This is a genomic window from Sphingobacterium kitahiroshimense (genome assembly GCF_025961315.1).
GTDB classification, from domain to species: domain Bacteria; phylum Bacteroidota; class Bacteroidia; order Sphingobacteriales; family Sphingobacteriaceae; genus Sphingobacterium; species Sphingobacterium anhuiense.
The window spans coordinates 1617908-1635298 of sequence record NZ_JAOQNK010000001.1 but is presented as its reverse complement, the minus strand read 5'-3'; the positions used below and the strand labels follow the sequence as shown (position 1 = coordinate 1635298).

14 protein-coding genes are annotated in these 17391 nt (G+C 33.5%); 9 read left to right on the top strand and 5 right to left on the bottom strand.

The genetic code is table 11. From position 1 onward, the window contains the following. Nucleotides 1-3 precede the first annotated feature (3 nt). Together M2265_RS07435 and M2265_RS07430 are read left to right on the top strand one after the other, a co-directional pair. A complete protein-coding gene (locus M2265_RS07435) occupies nucleotides 4-1629 on the top strand; it encodes a hypothetical protein (RefSeq protein WP_132771210.1) in 1626 nt (541 codons plus the stop codon). Between the two features lie 3 nt (nucleotides 1630-1632). Then, entirely contained in the window at nucleotides 1633-2322 is a 690-nt protein-coding gene (locus M2265_RS07430) for an OmpA family protein (protein ID WP_132771211.1), read from the top strand. Between the two features lie 45 nt (nucleotides 2323-2367). On the opposite strand, the gene M2265_RS07425 is transcribed toward M2265_RS07430, so the two are convergent. Both M2265_RS07425 and M2265_RS07420 read right to left on the bottom strand, forming a co-directional pair. Further along, nucleotides 2368-2670, bottom strand: coding sequence for a DUF6804 family protein (locus M2265_RS07425; RefSeq protein ID WP_132771212.1), 303 nt, complete (start codon nucleotides 2668-2670; stop codon nucleotides 2368-2370). Then, nucleotides 2667-3233 (bottom strand): thermonuclease family protein, encoded by a 567-nt coding sequence (locus tag M2265_RS07420; RefSeq protein ID WP_207902461.1) that lies wholly within the window; start codon nucleotides 3231-3233, stop codon nucleotides 2667-2669. Before M2265_RS07420 ends, M2265_RS07425 begins: the two co-directional genes overlap by 4 nt. A 352-nt stretch (nucleotides 3234-3585) precedes the next feature. Here M2265_RS07420 and M2265_RS07415 point away from each other — a divergent pair, with 352 nt between their 5' ends. From M2265_RS07415 to M2265_RS07390, 6 genes are all read left to right on the top strand, one after another. After that, nucleotides 3586-4635, top strand: a complete 1050-nt coding sequence (locus M2265_RS07415; RefSeq protein WP_132771213.1) for a type I restriction endonuclease — start codon at nucleotides 3586-3588, stop codon at nucleotides 4633-4635. 36 nt (nucleotides 4636-4671) lie between these two features. Beyond that, nucleotides 4672-5184 (top strand): DUF6591 domain-containing protein, encoded by a 513-nt coding sequence (locus M2265_RS07410; protein ID WP_132771214.1) that lies wholly within the window; start codon nucleotides 4672-4674, stop codon nucleotides 5182-5184. 269 nt (nucleotides 5185-5453) lie between these two features. Then, nucleotides 5454-6698, top strand: a complete 1245-nt coding sequence (locus M2265_RS07405) for a hypothetical protein (RefSeq protein WP_132771215.1) — start codon at nucleotides 5454-5456, stop codon at nucleotides 6696-6698. 22 nt (nucleotides 6699-6720) lie between these two features. Beyond that, nucleotides 6721-7986 carry an SPFH domain-containing protein gene (locus tag M2265_RS07400; protein WP_132771216.1) on the top strand — a complete coding sequence of 422 codons (1266 nt, stop codon included), beginning with the start codon at nucleotides 6721-6723 and terminating at the stop codon, nucleotides 7984-7986. A 5-nt stretch (nucleotides 7987-7991) separates the two neighbouring features. Continuing rightward, entirely contained in the window at nucleotides 7992-8336 is a 345-nt protein-coding gene (locus tag M2265_RS07395) for a hypothetical protein (RefSeq protein WP_132771217.1), read from the top strand. Nucleotides 8337-8727: 391 nt separating this feature from the next. Further along, entirely contained in the window at nucleotides 8728-9177 is a 450-nt protein-coding gene (locus tag M2265_RS07390) for a macro domain-containing protein (RefSeq protein WP_132771218.1), read from the top strand. A 74-nt stretch (nucleotides 9178-9251) separates the two neighbouring features. On the opposite strand, the gene M2265_RS07385 is transcribed toward M2265_RS07390, so the two are convergent. The 3 genes from M2265_RS07385 to M2265_RS07375 all read right to left on the bottom strand — a co-directional run bounded on the left by M2265_RS07385 (nucleotide 9252) and on the right by M2265_RS07375 (nucleotide 15496). Continuing rightward, the gene (locus M2265_RS07385; protein WP_132771219.1) at nucleotides 9252-12401 is read right to left on the bottom strand and encodes a DEAD/DEAH box helicase; all 3150 of its coding nucleotides are present in this window, start codon (nucleotides 12399-12401) and stop codon (nucleotides 9252-9254) included. Next, on the bottom strand, nucleotides 12398-12778 hold the full coding sequence (locus tag M2265_RS07380) for a (deoxy)nucleoside triphosphate pyrophosphohydrolase (RefSeq protein ID WP_132771220.1): 381 nt from the start codon (nucleotides 12776-12778) through the stop codon (nucleotides 12398-12400). Before M2265_RS07380 ends, M2265_RS07385 begins: the two co-directional genes overlap by 4 nt. Before the next feature lie 201 nt (nucleotides 12779-12979). Next, nucleotides 12980-15496 (bottom strand): P-loop NTPase fold protein, encoded by a 2517-nt coding sequence (locus M2265_RS07375; RefSeq protein WP_132771221.1) that lies wholly within the window; start codon nucleotides 15494-15496, stop codon nucleotides 12980-12982. 747 nt (nucleotides 15497-16243) lie between these two features. Here M2265_RS07375 and M2265_RS07370 point away from each other — a divergent pair. Continuing rightward, nucleotides 16244-17380: a cysteine desulfurase family protein gene (locus M2265_RS07370; RefSeq protein ID WP_132771222.1), complete on the top strand. Its 1137-nt coding sequence runs from the start codon at nucleotides 16244-16246 to the stop codon at nucleotides 17378-17380. The last annotated feature ends 11 nt before the right edge of the window (nucleotides 17381-17391 follow it).

Sequence of the window (17391 nt, the reverse complement as noted above, 5' to 3'; positions counted from 1 at the left end):
ACGATGGGTCAGGTTCATATTATTTTAGAATTATTAGTTGTTGGGTATTTTGTTGTTCAACAGGTGAAGACAGGTATCGCTCTTAAAGAAGCCATCCGGCAGTTTGAACGATTTATTCCGCGTCACGATTACTTTAAAACAGAGAAATTATCTGTTTCAAAAACTTTATTGCAAGAAGGTGAAGTTGCCGAAATATTTCAAAGTTTACAAAACGAAGAAAATACAGCAATCAGTTCAGAAGGAACTGTAAATGTAACATTAATCAACCCCTATAGTACATCAGGGACTTACTTTGATAAGATTATTGAATCTCTAAATATCTATTTGCTTAAAAACAATGGCGGTATTGCAGATTTCAGCATCGTAAAAGATCTAGTTGAGCGTAATGTGAACGTAGAAGAGGAAGAAATCAAAGAAACCATTAATAAGCCGCTTTACTTAGGTTTAATGGCTACAATCGTTGGTATCATATTTGGTCTTTTCACTATGCTGATCAAACTTTGGAGTACTGATGATTCAATTGCATCTGGTGCTGTTAAACAATTAGAATTGAATGACTTTTTGTTAGCTGTGTGTATTGCAATGGTTTCAAGTTTTTTGGGACTATTTATTACCTCATTTATTGGTTTAAATTCATTTAAAAAAGCAAAAAGAACAGTAGAACTAAATAAAAATGGGTTTTACAATTTTGTGCAGACAGATCTTCTTCCTGTCGTTAGTCAAGATTTTGGATCTTCAGTTACGAAGTTGACGAATACTATGAATTCTTTTAATATGGAGTTTACAGCCAATATTAATACATTGAGTTATTTGTTTAAAAAGAATTATGAAACGTTAAAAGTTCAGGATACTGTTTTAGGGAGATTGGAACAACTCAATGCGAATGATTTCGTACAGTTGAATGCCAATGTTTTATTAAGACTTGAAAAAGCAACCAATAACTTTGATAAATTTAATGTTTTTGTCGAAAGCCTTAATAGCCGTTTAGGTGAAACAAGAGCACTGAGCGATAGTATATCAAAATTACTGGATCGCGCCAATAACTTTGAAGGGATAGCCAATAAAATTGATTCACGGGTTGATGATACCAATTCAATTATATCCTTTTTAAAGCAGCAGTTTTCAAGTTTAGATGACATGTCCAGTCGCTATCAAAAGATGATTCTCAGAGTAGATGATAATCTGGATGATACGTTGAAATCGTTCGAAAATCATGTCATTATGAAGCGTGAAGGTCTCGTTAACTTGATTAATCAGCAACATGAGTTATTGGAAAAAGCCTACACTGAAAATGTAACCAAATTTGACAAATTCGATCTTTTGGATAATCTTACCGTATTACCTGAGATAAAACAAGGATTTGATCAGCATCAATCTGATATGCTCATTAAGCAAGTTAATCATGTTGATCAAGTGAACAAATTAGGTTTAGATATCCATCAGAACAAAGAACAAATATCAACGATTGTGAGCACACTTAATGAGGTAAATAGTAAGGTATCCAATGTAACAGATAGAAAGGAAGAAATCAGTAAGTTAAACTCTATGTATAACCTTGTTAATAAGCTCAAAGAAGAAGTTGAAAAAAATAACGAAAGCTTTTTTAAACGTATTTTCCAAAAGAAGTAAACGATGGCTAAAAAAGAAGGAAACAATATTTTCTGGGTTGGATTTTCTGACTTGATGACAAGTTTGTTTTTTATTGTACTGGTCTTATTTGTTGTTACATATGTCAACAATAGAAATACCATTATTGCACAAGATGAACAATTACAAGTTTATAAAGAAGTCGAAAATTCGCTCATGCCTTTAAAGGACAATAGTTCATTTACCTACGAGGACAAGTACAAACGTTTTTTACTTAGCTTCGATGTTAAATTTAAACCTTCCAAGTTTGAGATTATGGATGGTAATTTGGAAAGATATCAAGAAACCAAAACTAATATTATTAATGCCGGTAAAAAGCTTAAACAAGTTTTAGATGACGTTGTCAATTCTGCTAAAGAACAAAATCGGGAGAATAAAGAGAAGGTATCTTACTTAGTTATCATATCTGGATATGCATCAAAACTCTATAGTGCAGATACTTCTCCTATTGGAATGAAAAAAGAGTACGACCTGAGTTATAATCGTGCATACGCCCTTTGGGAGTTTTGGAAAAAAGAAGGGATAGATTTTGAAGAGAAAGCTTATGGAGAACTTATAGATTTACAGCTATCTGGCAATGGATGGGGGGGAGTAGGACGTAAGATTGATAATGAAGATAATAACCAACGTTTTATTATACAAATCGTTCCTAAGATTTCGAATCGTAAGTTATAGAGTGGCAATGACAGAAAAAGAAATGACAGCATTGATTTAATGCTGTCATTTCTTTTTCTTACTATTCAGATTCAGTAGTAACCATATTGCAGTAAAGACATCAACGATGTTCCAGATTGTCCGTCCTAATGGAAGTTTTAGAATAGGTTGAAATAAGATTAATAATATTAAATAGATAATAAGTTCTCTATTATCTCTCTTTCTTTTGCTCTTAGGGATATTTAATATGAGCAGGATAAATACAACACATGAAAATACGCGAAGTACAGTAAAGTAGCCATAAGGTAAGGGAAGTAATGCTAAGATCAATCCGCATATCAATATTATTTTAAGATTTTTTAGATTCATTCTGTAATTGGTTTTGCCCACAAACCTAATTTATTTTCCCGAGCATATTTTTGGCCCTCAAAGAAACGTTTTTCATATTTTACATTCGGAGCAATCGTCATCAGGACCGCATACCCATCTTTGATAATTTTTTCATTTACAAAAGTATTATCAAGTAGATAAGCATAAGCTAGTGTACGACCAAATTGATCCAATGAATCTACATCAAATTCCAGTCTAACTTTTTCATTTAGAAGAAGATTTTTTGCATATTGAGAAGCCTCTTTCCCAAAAGCCTGCTCTTTCATCCGAAAGTAATTGCGGGGCTCCGGCGCATCTATTCCGATAAGACGAATTTTGATTCGCTGCTCTCGATCGTTTTTACACCAGAAAGTATCTCCATCAGATACCTTAGTGACGAGATAAATGTCAGATGCAATTTTACTGTCGGTTATTCCATTGTCCGAAAATCCCAACATTTTCTGTTTGTGATCTTTTGATTTAGAATGGCATCCAGTTATCGGAGATGATATCAGAAGAAGAGAACTGAACAGTAAGCTCCATTTTCGATAAGTATTTTTCATATTCAGGTTTTGTTTTATCTACCTTCTTCCTTTTCTTTTCTCTGCCGAATTGCGACACCTTTCACAGCAATAGGATTTTCCAAAAAAAAGCGTTAGGACTTTCATTGGGAAACTTTTCCCTTTATAACTTTTTTTTTCTTTTCCAGACGGGATTTCTTTGTTGCACCAGGAGCATGAATTATACATGTTTTAGTTATTTAGTCGTGAATAATCAGTTTAATAATGATGTCAAAAGTATCATTTAAATTATTTCTGCAGTTATGGTATCCCGTAACTACCCCTTTAGGTTACTTGTTACTTTTGGGGATCATAAACGTATGTTCTCATTTATATAACACTAAATAATTTTATTATGGATTTTAAAGATGAAATTCGTCAGTTCTCCAAAAGAGTAGATCGACTTTTACCGCAGATCAAAACCGAAGAAGCTACCAAAACATCCCTCGTGATGCCATTTCTCAAAATATTAGGGTACGATGTTTTTGATCCTTTTGAGGTACAACCAGAATTTATAGCTGATATTGGTATTAAGAAAGGTGAGAAAGTTGATTACGCCATCTTACGCGACGAAAAACCCGTTATTTTGATCGAGTGCAAGCATTTCGCTGATGGCCTTGATCCACACAACTCACAGCTATTCCGTTATTTTCATACCACAGAGGCCAAGTTCGGACTATTGACCAATGGTATTGAGTACCGTTTCTATACAGATCTTGTGACGGCCAATAAGATGGATGAAAAACCCTTCTTCGAATTCAAGATTATGGATATCAAGGACAATGAAGTGTCCGAGTTGAAAAAATTCCATAAAACAGTATTTGATCTAGAGAGCATCTCTAGTGTAGCCAGCGATTTAAAATATTTTAATGAATTGACTATTTTGGCCAATTCTGAAATACAGAACCCAAGTGATGAGTTTGTTCGATTTTTCACCAAACAAGTATATCCGAGTGTTGTCACGGCAAAAGTATTAGAACAATTCACTCCACTTGTAAAGCGCGTATTTACCCAAATCATTAATGACCAAATAGCCGAACGACTCAAAAGTGCGCTTAAAAAAGAAACGGAGGTTGAGGAGCAAAATGCATCCACAGTTCCGATTGAGCATGATGCGGTTATTGTAACAACAGAAGAGGAGATTGACGGATTTTTAGTCGTGAAGTCTATTTTGCGCAAAGACATTGAAGTGGGACGCATTTTTATGCGCGACAACCAGTCTTATTGTGGTATACTGCTCGATGATAATAACCGGAAGCCTATCTGTCGATTTTATTTCACTCCAAATCGCCTACGTATTGGATTGTTCGATAAAGAGAAAAAGGAAGTGAAATATGATCTCCAATCGTTAGACGATATATACAAATACTCCGAGCAGATTGTGGAGACAGTCGCGAACTATTAACAATTATTAAAAACTAATCCAATCTAAAAATTATACATGATAAATATTAATAAATCAATTGTATTTGCAGTTATTCTAATTTCTGCAATACATATTTCTTGCGGAGGAAATTCCGATCACAAAGATAAGGCCCAATTGGCAGACGAAACAGCATTAACAAGTAAAAGTTTAGCGCCCGATATAGCAGAGATCTCTGACGATAAAGAAGGTATTATAGAAAGTTCAAACTCAGAAAATGATCATGATGCCAATGAAGAATCTGACAATGCAGAAGAAGAAATTGTAAAAACTGCTAGTTCATCAAAAGGTAGTGAAAATTGGGATGCTTTATTGAAAAGTTATGAAGACTACATTGATCATTATGTTGTATTGATGAAAAAAGCAAAAAATGGAGATTTAAATGCGATAGCACAATATGCAGAATATATGCAAAAAGCAACCGATTTGCAGGAGAAAATTGAAAATGCTAAAGAGGATCTTACTGGGTTACAAGTAGCTAAATTTTTGAAATTGCAAACTAAATTAATGAAAGTAATTGGTGAAATGTAGGGGAGAGATTAAGTGTTTGGTGGGATAAATAACTTCTCAAATACCAGTCGTTTATGCACATGTATTAACACAGCAATTCGCAGTAGTCGTTCTTACGATTTAATTATTACTGATATAGAATTGAAAATGATGAAAGTTTCCAGAAATGGATTACTAGGGTGGTAGCTCATAGATAATATATGGGCTACCATCAAGCAAATTAGGGCTAACAAATTATGATACCGAATAAATTTCCACATGCCAAAAATCAATAAAATTTAAAATAAACAATGTACAGCGAACAAATAGAAAAACTAATAGAACTTGCATTAGCAGACGGCGAGTTGACTGAAAAAGAGAAACAAGTACTTTTCAAAAGAGCTGAAACCGAGGGTATAGATCTAGATGAATTTGAAATGGTTTTGGAAGCTCGAATTTATGGAAAAATCAAAAGTAAGCCGAATGCAGCAGTTGCACCAAAATCAGACAAGTTGGGGGATGTAAAAAAATGTCCGTCTTGTGGTGCTATTGCAGAAAGTTTTACAATAAAATGCTCCGATTGCGGTACCGAATTTAGGAATATTGAAGCTTCAAATAGCGTCATTAAATTCTTTGATAAATTAGATGAAGTTGAAGCTACTCGCGCAACAAATGTATACGAATTGAGTCAAAAAAAAAGCATTGGAATAGGAACGATTTTATTATGGCTTTGTTTTTGGCACGTAATCATTTTTATCAAATTAATTCAATTTTTAATATACAAATCTAAATCGGCAAAGTGGTCAACTACCGATTCGCGAAAAGAAGAATTGATAATGAATTACCCTGTACCTGTCTCCAAGGAAGCTATTCTTGAATTTTTGACACTTTCATCCAGTAAATTACATTCGTCTACCTATTTCAACTTATTTTCAGAAGATACAAAATATCGTAATGCTTGGAACAAAATATGGTTGAAAAAGATTGAACAAATTAATTCAAAGGCTATTATAGCGATGAAAGGAGATTCCGCCTCTTTAAAAGAAGTAGAAAATTTAGTAAAAAATGCAAAAGGAATTGCAAAAGATAATACTAAAAAAATTTTTCAGGTTTTAGCTATACTTACACTTATCATTCTCACATTTATTATTTGGACTATCATCTCAACGAAAATTGATGATAATAGAAATAATATTTATACTTCTATAGTAACTTCTGCTGAAAAATTAATAGAAGACAAAAAATATGATGAGGCAGAAAATCTCTTAAAGGAGGTAGATAGTAAGCATAAAGTAGAAATTAAAAGTAAAATTCAACTCTCAAAAATGAGTGAGAAATTAGACAATTTAGAACCTCTATTGAACAGAAAAGAATATTCAAAACTCAAAATGGAGCTTGAGAAATTGATGTGGACTAAAATAACTCCAAAGTCAGATTGGGATTTAGAAAGTATAGAAAAAGAATCTTTTAAAAATTTCATTAGAAAGAAAGAAGCTTTAAATAACCAAATGCCAGAAGATAAACGAGCAAAAATAGAAAGCGAATATTCATTATAAACTTAAGTATACAATTTCAGAAATGAGCATATTCAAAAGTAAAAAATCAGAAGGCGGATTAATGGACGTTATCCGTTGCGATGAATCAGAATATTTAGTTTGGAAATGGCGACCTACAGGTGCAGCTAACTCTACCAAAAAAGAAAATGCAATACGGTACGGGAGCAGTTTGCGTGTAAAAGATGGGGAACTTGCCGTATTTTTTTATAAACAAAACAGTGGAACAATGCAGGACTTTATACAAGGTCCTCATGATCAAACTATAAAATCTGCTAATTTTCCTGTTCTTACAAATATTGTAGGAACAGCTTTTGGTGGAAACTCTCCTTTTCAGGCAGAAATCTATTTCATCAACCTTTCAGGAAATATACAAATCAGATTCGGTATCCCGTATTTTGATATCTATGATCCAAGATTTATAGATTTGGGCATCCCTTGTGCTGTTCGTGGCACGCTTACTTTTAATCTAACTGATTATAGGAGTTTCATCAAACTGAATCGTCTAATTAATTTTGATTTGGACGATTTTAAAAAACAAATCAAGGATTTTTTTCAACGAAAAGCAAAGTCTGTTATTCTCAATACACCACAAGATAATAATATTTCTGTTATGCAGATTGAAAGAAAGATTGATGAGATAAGCAATATAGTGGAGTCAAAATTAGCAGCAGAATTAGAAGACCATTTTGGTGTCAATCTTAAACGTTTGGACATTGGAGCAATAGAATTGGATAAGGAGCATCCACACTATCAACAACTCAAAAAAACAACTGCAGATCAGCAGACCAAATTTTCTGCAGCCAAAACAGATATAGAAATCGAAAACTTGTCAGAAGTTACACGTATTCAAAGAAAAGAAATGGAATTAGGAGTTGAGGGTAAAAACTTTGCCGTTCATCAACTTAATCAACAATCTGATGTATTAAAAACCGCAGCCGAAAACCTTGGAGGAATGGGTAGTATGGATCTAGGTGGAGCAGGGGGGGTGAATGCAGTAGGATTGATGGTCGGAATGGGAATTGGCGGAGCAATGGGTAGCCAGATGGGTGGAATGATGACCAATATTAACAACACACCTCCACCATTATCAACTTACTTTGTTGCATTTAACGGACAGCAATTAGGTCAATTTTCGTTGGAAGAGCTGAAACAATCTGTACAAAATGGACTGTTCACAGAGCAACACTACGTTTGGAAAGAAGGAATGCCCGCTTGGGTATTGGCAAGTAGTGTTGCTGAACTTGCAAGTCTTTTTTTAGTAGTTCCACCTCCTTTTCCAACAATTTAAAAAGTATGAAAATAGATCTTGTAAAAACAATTATTGCAGTTGCTGTAAGTAGTTTAATCGCTTACGGTTTCAATATGTTCAGTGTCAGTTTTAATAAGGACTTACTGACTTTCGGAAGTTTACTTTTTTTGATCATTACACTAACGTTTACGATCGGAATTAGGTTTGATTTACCGCGGACAACATCGCTTATCAGGACAATTTCGATAATATTTTTTGCTATTGCATTTTTTAGTAATCTTACTTTTTCGTTTACTGACTTCAAAGAAGCGTCATACATTATTGTAAATGGAATTTTGTTTTTAATTTTTGTGCTCTCCGTGTATTCCATTAATCGAGCAAAACAATGATTTTAACAATGGGGGTAAAAATCATTACTATCCCTCAGAGTTTGAAATGGTTCTTTTAAAGAATAGAAATATAATAAGTTAGCTATACATCAGGAGAAAAGGCTTGGAATCGACTACGTAATTTCATTTATATGCTTTTTACTTTCCAAGGGGAGGATAAATGGTCTAGCGATAGATTCATCTGGTTGTATTCTTTCTCCTTGGAATTCCCTTTTAAATGGGAGCCACATAGTCGCAGAAGGTTGACAGATCAACACTTTAATATCATGTCTATTATAATATAGCGCACTTGAAACATCGTTTTTACTAATAATGAATCTTTATCAATTTAATTGTAATTTCGTTTTGTTTTTAGATCTAAAAGTAACATAAGGAAAGCAACATTACTAAGATGATTAAATTTTTAAAGGGAGATTTACTGAAATCAGATGCCGAGGCATTGGTCAATGCTGTCAATACAGTAGGTGTAATGGGTAAAGGGATAGCCCTGCAGTTTAAAAATCGATATCCTACAAACTATAAGGTATATAAGGAGGCTTGTAAAAAAGGTGAGTTAAGTATCGGGAAAATTCTAGTTGTGAAAGAACGTGATCTAATAAATGAAAAAGTCATTGTCAATTTCCCCACTAAACAACATTGGAGATCACCATCAGAAATTTCTTATATCCAGGATGGATTAATTGCCTTAAAAAAGGCTATTAAAGAATATGATATTCAAAGTATCGCTATTCCTCCTTTAGGCTGTGGACTTGGCGGATTAGATTGGGATGTTGTTAGGCCAATGATTATTGAAGCACTTCAAGATCTTGATGTCAATATTGCTATTTACGAACCTGGTTAAGCTTGTTTTTTTGAGCAAGCTCCTTCAATTTTTGTTTTACAAAATTTATGATTACAAAAGCGTCTAAATTAATATCAACCAACAGCCATTTTAGCAGAAGCTGTCCATAAGTATTCGGGAATCGGTTCTTCCAATTTCCAAGTGATCGACATGGGCTTTGAGCCCTGGTGTTTGAGAAAATTACCAAGCCCCACAAATACGTAACCTGCAGTATTACCCAAACTATCTTTTGGAGACTCACGTACGAACAGCAATATCTTCTTATTACGTTCCCTTTGATTGATATAACCTAAGCCCTTTGTCGTATGCGGGCCAGCTTCATTTTGAGATTGCCAATGGAACAGTGTTTCATTGATCGCATAATCCTCATACATCGTGGTAGGAGAGAAGTCCTCTTCAGATTTCTGTAGGTTTATAAATAACAACTCTGTATTCAGTTCTTTGTTTTCTGCAGAACCCTCACGGTTTGGATTTTTCTTTGCTAGCGTGCTCAGTCCAAAAGCAACTAATATTTGGTCCCGGGTATATCGAGCATGCAATTTAAGCGGTTGTTCATATCCCAATTCCTTACAATCTAGTTCTTCAAAATCGATCAGGTTGATGCGCATTTTTAAGTAGACTTTTATTTCCTCTACATAACTTTTGTTACTACCTATTATTGCAATGGACTCAAACAGCGATCTCTCATTTGAAGCATCTTGCCAAAAATCATAGTGCAGCATCGTCAGGTATAACGTATCGATTTCTGAAACTGAAAGTTCGTTTAACACAAAATCCTTTTCCGCTAAATCGAGTAAAAACCGAAAGTAGGAAAGCGAATTTGTCGCCGCCCATTTTTTAGACAGCATCGCACGATAGTTTTTTTCATTCGTACGATCTACATTTTTAATAATTCCCGCCTCTTCGCGTAGCGATGTCCAAGTATGGCGTAGGTACAAACGTTCAAATGAAATATTGTTGATAAACAGAAAGTTTTCCAATGTCAACGGAAGTTCCGTTTGATTGATATAGTTTTCTAATCGTCTTTTCAGATCTCGCTTATTTAAAGAAGTTGCTTTTCGGATGTTAGTTAAGATGACTTCCTTCGCCTTTTTCTCCAAAATTATAGAGCATCCTAAGGGTAGGTGAATAAAATCATTTTCAATTTCCTTCTGTACCGTTGTATTCGTTTTACCGATTAAGGCTCTAAATTTAGACTCAAAGTCATAATTAGGATTTGCATTACCTACAAAGTCCAGCACAGTTAAGGAGTCTTTATGATCATGTAGTCGAAGACCACGACCCAGTTGTTGTAAGAATATTGTTAAGCTTTCCGTAGGTCTTAAAAAGATAACCGTATCTATTTCAGGGATATCGATCCCTTCATTAAAGATATCTACCACAAAGAGGTAGTTGATCTCACCTTTTCTAAACTGATGCATGATTTCCTGACGCCTGTCTGTATTTACACTCGTTAGTGATTCAGCAAGTAAACCCGCGCTTGTAAATTTATCACGCATGTATTGCGCATGCTCGATACTGATACAAAACCCGATTGCCTTTACATCATGTATATCTTTGCAGTATTTGTTTAAGTTGTGCAAGATTTCTCTTACCCGATCATCACTTTGCGTATAGATTCGAGTCAAATCTCCCGTATCATATTTGCCCTTGATCCATTTCGCTTTATCCAAATCTACCGAATCAGATACAGCAAAATATTGGAAAGGGCAAAGTAGTTTGTTGTTTAATGCATCTGGCAAGCGAATCTCTGCCGCAATATGTTGGTCGAAATCAGCTAATATGCTCTTCCCATCCGCTCGTTCAGGAGTAGCCGTCAATCCGAGGATTATCTTTGGTTTTAAGTATTTGATCACCTGTTGATAGCTATCCGCCTGTATATGGTGTACTTCATCCATGATCACATAATCATAGTATTCTGCAGAAAAATCGCTCTCTTTTATTCTATTAGCCAATGTTTGTATGGTCGCAAATACGTTTCTTCTGTCTGCAACAGTATAGCCACTACCTAGCAGCTCACCAAAGTTTTGATCTTTTAAGACATTACGAAATGTATTTTGAGCATGCGTTAATATTTCGATACGATGCGCAATAAATAGAAAATTACTGTGTGGGTTATCCTTTAAGTAATTTTTAAAATCAAATGCTGAGATCACCGTCTTTCCCGTTCCTGTCGCAGCAACTACTAAGTTTCGATATCTATTGTGTACTTTACGCTCAACCTTTAGCTTCTCTAAGATTTCATTTTGATAATGATAAGGTTTAAGATCAAACAGGGTGAAGATATTCTGATCCGATTTACCCAGCTTATTTCTTTTCAGCGCACGGTCCAATTGTACAAAATGCTTTTGATCATCATAAAGTTCAAATTCAGCATTCTCCCAGTACGATTCAAAAGTTTTCTGGAATTTATCAATGATATGTGGTATTTCTTTTGTCGTTACTTTTACATTCCATTCAAGGCCATCCGTAAGTGCCGATCTAGAAAAATTGGAAGAGCCGATATATCCAGTGTGAAAACCAGTATTTCGATAAAAAAGATACGCTTTAGCATGCAAGCGTTCATTCCCTGTATTGTAGGATACTTTAATTTGCGTGTTAGGCAAAAGTGATAATTCTTGTATCGCTTTCGCATCAGTCGCACCCATATAAGTGGTTGTAATGATGCGTAATTGTCCACCTCTTGCTGTGAATTCTTGGAAAGCATCTTTTAAGATCACGATTGCTTTCCATTTTATAAAGGAAACTAATAGGTCGATGCGGTCTGCCGATCGAATTTCTTTTTTCAATTCACTATCTAAAGAAAGACCCATATTGCCACCAGTAAACAGCTCACTCTGCGTCAATCGACTAGCGGGCGTAATCTCTTTTAACCTAAGATCCAAATTGGCATAATGAGAATCAATCTTGTCAAAAACAGCTTTGAGTATACCGCCATTCACTTCGATCAGATCTTCTTCAAATTCGTATTGCGTGATCTCGTCGTGTAAGAACATAATCAAACGATTACTGATTTCAATTTGTTTGTCAAGTAAAAGATCATTGTTGGATTTAATGGATTGAAAAGCCTTAGCAATTACTTCTTGCAGATGCATTGACAATGTTCTTGTCGCCTCTTCCTTATCAAGTGAAGTCCTGTTTATATAGAATTCCTTTTCAGGCAATTCTTTCAATTTATTTGCTAAGGATTGTGTTATCAGCGATTCGTATATTCCAAAAGTCATAAGCTCAAATATTCACGTACTATCGGCAGGTCAGCTTCCGCCCAGTCGTAGTTTAATAATTCAGATGCATCTACCCATATCGCCTGCCTATGTTCTGTGGGAAGCACTTTGCCAGATTCCCATTTGCAGATAAAAGGATAGAGGCATATGGCAAACTCAGGGTATTGATATGCTACAGGCTTTAGCACTCGGCCAGTGGTGATGATCATACCCAATTCTTCTTTGATTTCCCTTTTTATGCAATCTTCCTTCGATTCGTCCTGTTCTAGCTTACCACCCGGAAATTCCCATTTCATAGGAAGCTTCATCGTCTCAGAACGTTGACAGATCAACACTTTATTATTATGTTCAATTATAGCACAGGTTACTTGCAGCATCGTGGTTTAAAGTTACTATATATTACCACTATGGTCAAAAAATGATTGTAATTTTAGAAATTATCGTTTAATAGCATTTTTCTAGGAATGTATACTGCCATTGGTATAGAGGCTGCTAGTATTGTAGTTAAGTAAATGTTTTTCTCAGCTCTCATGCTTACCTGTAGGATGATTCCTTAAAAACTAATATTTTATTAGATCTTATATTTTATCAATATTATAATACACTTCAAATTCGTTAACTAAGTTCTCATCATGGATATGTTTAGAGAATGAAGATTGTTTATCCTTTCTGTATTTATAATATTCACTTATATATAATTTAATAAATTTTACTGGTGGAACTGTAGTAGATGGGGAAATTTTATTAACAAGTTTTAATAATTCATCTTCATCATCAAAAATTACATGGAGAAAATCTTCTATGGTAATTTCTGGAACATTTTTATTAAATTTACCGTATAAAGGCTTAATAGATGCTTTTAATAATTCAATCAAGTTATCATCTTCTAAAATATAATTCTTAAAAATTTTTTTGCACTCAGCGTCATATATTACTCTATCATCATTAATTTCTATTATGCATTTTTGAAATGCATAATATTTTTCCTCAAATTTTTCATTAGATTTTAGAAATTTTTCGAAAGATCTTTGGTAATTTTCTGTGATAATTAAAAGTTCTTCATTATTTAGAGTAGAATTTGTATTGTTTTTTCTGTGTTGAAGTAAAAATCTTGAAATAGAAAATGTCCAGTCTAAAGATAATTTGGGGTTAGGGTCAGTATAGTCACTTATTATTCCCAATATATTGTTGAAATAATTATTTTTGATTAAATCTTCGTTGGCTTTACTATGCTTATCAGGTATAGGAATATATATATCCTGAAATATTCTCTCTGAAAATTCTGAATCATCTAGTTCTAATAATATTCTAATAAAATTGTTGTAATCATCATCCAATGGACGTCCTTTTAAATATAAGGTTAATAATTGTAGTAATTCATTTTTATGAATTTCATTTTCAGCAACCCACTTATTAAATTGGTCCACTATTTCTAATTTACTTTTAGCTATTATATCATAAAAGTCTGAAATATTGACACCTTCGTATGAATAGTTAAAAAACATCAATTGATAATTACTATTGAATGTTCTGAGATGGTCACTCTTTTTCTTGAAAAGGTATTGTAAGGCCTCAAGTATGTCAGGGTTTTTAACTTCATTTATTTGAGTACGTAACGATTCACTTTCAAGCTTGTCAGGTGAGTTGAAAGTTTCGGCTTTTATTCTATTATTGAATAATTCAAAATATGTTTTAGTTGCGCTGTTCTTTAAAGTTTCTAGTACTAATAAGTCAATTAGATCAACATTTTCTCCCAGTTTATTATAGGCAATTTTAAATGAATTAATTAATCGATTTACTTGTCTTAAATTTTTAAGAAACGACATAAACCACTCATATTGAAGTAAATCTTCGAGTGCTTCAATTAATTTGTGGTGTTCTTGAAAATTAGTTTTGAAACGTTTAATTATTTCAGTTTTTAAAACGGAAGGACTAACTTTAGGTAATGCGACCAAAACATTAAATATTTTTTCCAGATATTTCGGGTCTTCTACTTTTGAGTGGAGGTAGTTGTAATCTATTCCTGTAATGAAAAAAGTGTTGGAGAAGTTAGCACTGTTCCTGATGATTTTTAAAACACAAAGGATCTCTTCTAAATCCAACCGATCTGTGTCATCAATAAAAATGACGACTTTCTTTCTTGAATATTTTAATTTCTCACTAATCGAACATTTTACTTCATTAATTGTTCTTGAATCTGTTAAAAGTTTGACGAGTAAATTAGTTAGTTGGATCTTCTCGTTATTTGATTGATCCGTAATTTTGCTTGCATATGCAGAAAAATCATTTTTTAGCGATCGATCTATTGAAGAAACAGCATTTAGAAATTCATTGAAAAAACTATCAATGAGTTGGTTCTTTTCATAAAGCCAAGGATTAAAATCTAATACAATATAATCCTCGCGATTTTTTTTAAGTTCTCCTAGAAGTGTATTCGTGAGAAATGATTTACCATCTCCCCAATTACCCAGCACTCCAATTGCAAATGAATGCTCGGATTCGGTGCTATGTATAAATCTCTCAATTTCATTACTAAGGCCTTTATATGCAAAGAGGTCTTTTTCATTTTTTTTATCAATTAAAAATTGATAATTGAGGTCTTCAGAGTTTACTCGTACGAAATATAAAGACCATTTTGAAAGCAATATTAAAAAACTAACAAAAATAATGTGAATGATCTCATGTGACTCTATTTTTAGCTGGGAAATTAGTTCTGAATTACTTTCTATTAGATAACCAAATAATGCTACATATATAAGATAATTAATCAATGAGTTAAAGGACGGTGTGTAACCTTTACTAATACGTTTAATAAAAAAAAATATAACGAATGGTATGACAATGTAATATACGAATGTTGTAAAGTTTGGTAGGTTAATGTTTTGTTTAATAATGAGTATTGACTTTTTAAAGACTTTTTGGGATAAATAATCACTAAATAACCATATAATTAAAGCAATTGTTGCATGTTTTTTTAAATTTCCATATTTAAAATCTTTAATATATGCATGCTCGTCAAATCTAAATTTCCAAAATGGTTTTATTCTTTTAGTATCATCCAAATGTGATATTTTATTTAAAGTCTTCTCGAGCATTTTTTTAATGTGTTATTATTTCTTTTATGCTAATAAGTGATATAGGCTATTGATGACTACTAAATCTAGGGAATAGTAAACAATTTACAAATTTAAAAAGTTAGTTTAAGGTATTAATACGGTTTTCCGTATTAATATTCTAAAATGGTTCTGATTGCATATGGTAAAATGGCAACGCAAAAATAGGATCATGTCTTGAATCTACCAATTGACTCCATATCGTTTTAAAAGATGATACTAATTCCGGAACAATAAACAGTTGATTACTATAATAGACTTTTTTTCAAATAAGTCTATTACACTCAATAATAAGATCGGTTTATGGGGGGCACCTCCATTTTTATGGTCCCTTTTTAATTTTTGAAAACAGTGTATGTAATAAGTTAGTTCTGGAATCATTGTATTTGTTAGCTTCTGCTTATTAAACCAAGATAAAGATAATTTTCATTAACTGATAAAAGCAAAAATATTTATGTTGAAAAATAAAAGCTAAAAATATTAGTATGTAAATTTATATTTGCTAGATTTGTTTAAAGAAATTTATTCCTAACAATGTTACTTGCCGTCAATTAAAATTGTTAGATTAGAAATAATTATTAACATAATTCAGGCTTGAAGATATTGATAGACTTGTGTGTCAATTGATTCAAGTTTTAAGTAGTAATTTGTAGAAAATAAGGGCTGTTAGATGACACGTAGCTGGTTATTTAAAGCTATCTTTGTAACCTACTTTTGTAGTGGATTTATATGAAAAAAGACTTCATTTATCTTGATAATAATGCAACTACGCCATTGGATCCGAAGGTTTTGGATGCAATGATGCCTTATTTGACAGATATGTACGGCAATGCTGCAAGTAGCCATCGTATGGGGCGAATGTTAAATAATACGGTTAACGTAGCTAGAGGTCAAGTTGCAGATATGATTGATGTTAATGAAGAGGATATTTATTTCACTGCAGGAGCTACTGAAGCGATTAATATTGCTTTGCAGGGTATACCTGCTCGAAATGGATTGCCGAAACATATCATTACAGTAACGACCGAACATCCAGCGGTATTGGATACGTGTCGATATTTAGAGACGATCGGAGTGGAGGTAACTTATCTGCCTGTTGATTTGGCTGGTATGGTTGATATGCAAGCTTATCGAGATGCTTTTAAGGAAAATACAATTTTGGTTTGCATCATGATGGCGAATAATGAAACAGGTGTATTACTACCTGTTGACATATATGCTGATATTGCTCATGAAAATGGAGCATTATTCATGACAGATGCCACGCAGGCAGTTGGAAAGTATATTTTTGATGCTTCCAATATTGATTTGATGGCATTTTCAGCACATAAATTTTATGGACCGAAAGCAATTGGAGGACTGTATGTTGCGCCTCATGTCAAATTAAAGCCGTTGGTCTATGGCGGAGGCCATGAACGTGGACTTCGCAGTGGCACATTAGCTACAGCTAATATCGTTGGTATGGGAGCGGCAGCTGTTTTGGTATCAGAATTAGTGAAAGAAGATATACTTCGTATGAAGAATTATCGGGATACATTAGAAGATCTTTTATTGATTAAAGAATATACCATTAGAAATACATCCTCTGCGCCACGTGTTTGCAATACATCAAATATGCGGTTTGAGGGAATAGATAATGAAGCTTTGTTATTAGGATTGAACGATGTTTGTGTTTCAAACGGTTCTGCTTGCCATTCATTGGTGATGGAGCCTTCCCATGTTTTAATAGCGATGGGTTTAAGTAAAGAGCAGGCAAATCAATCCATCCGCTTTAGTGTAGGGCGTTATACTACAGAACAAGATATATTTCATACAGCAGATGCTGTACATAAAGTTGTTGAACGATTAAGGGCTATGGCCAATTAATCTACAGACGA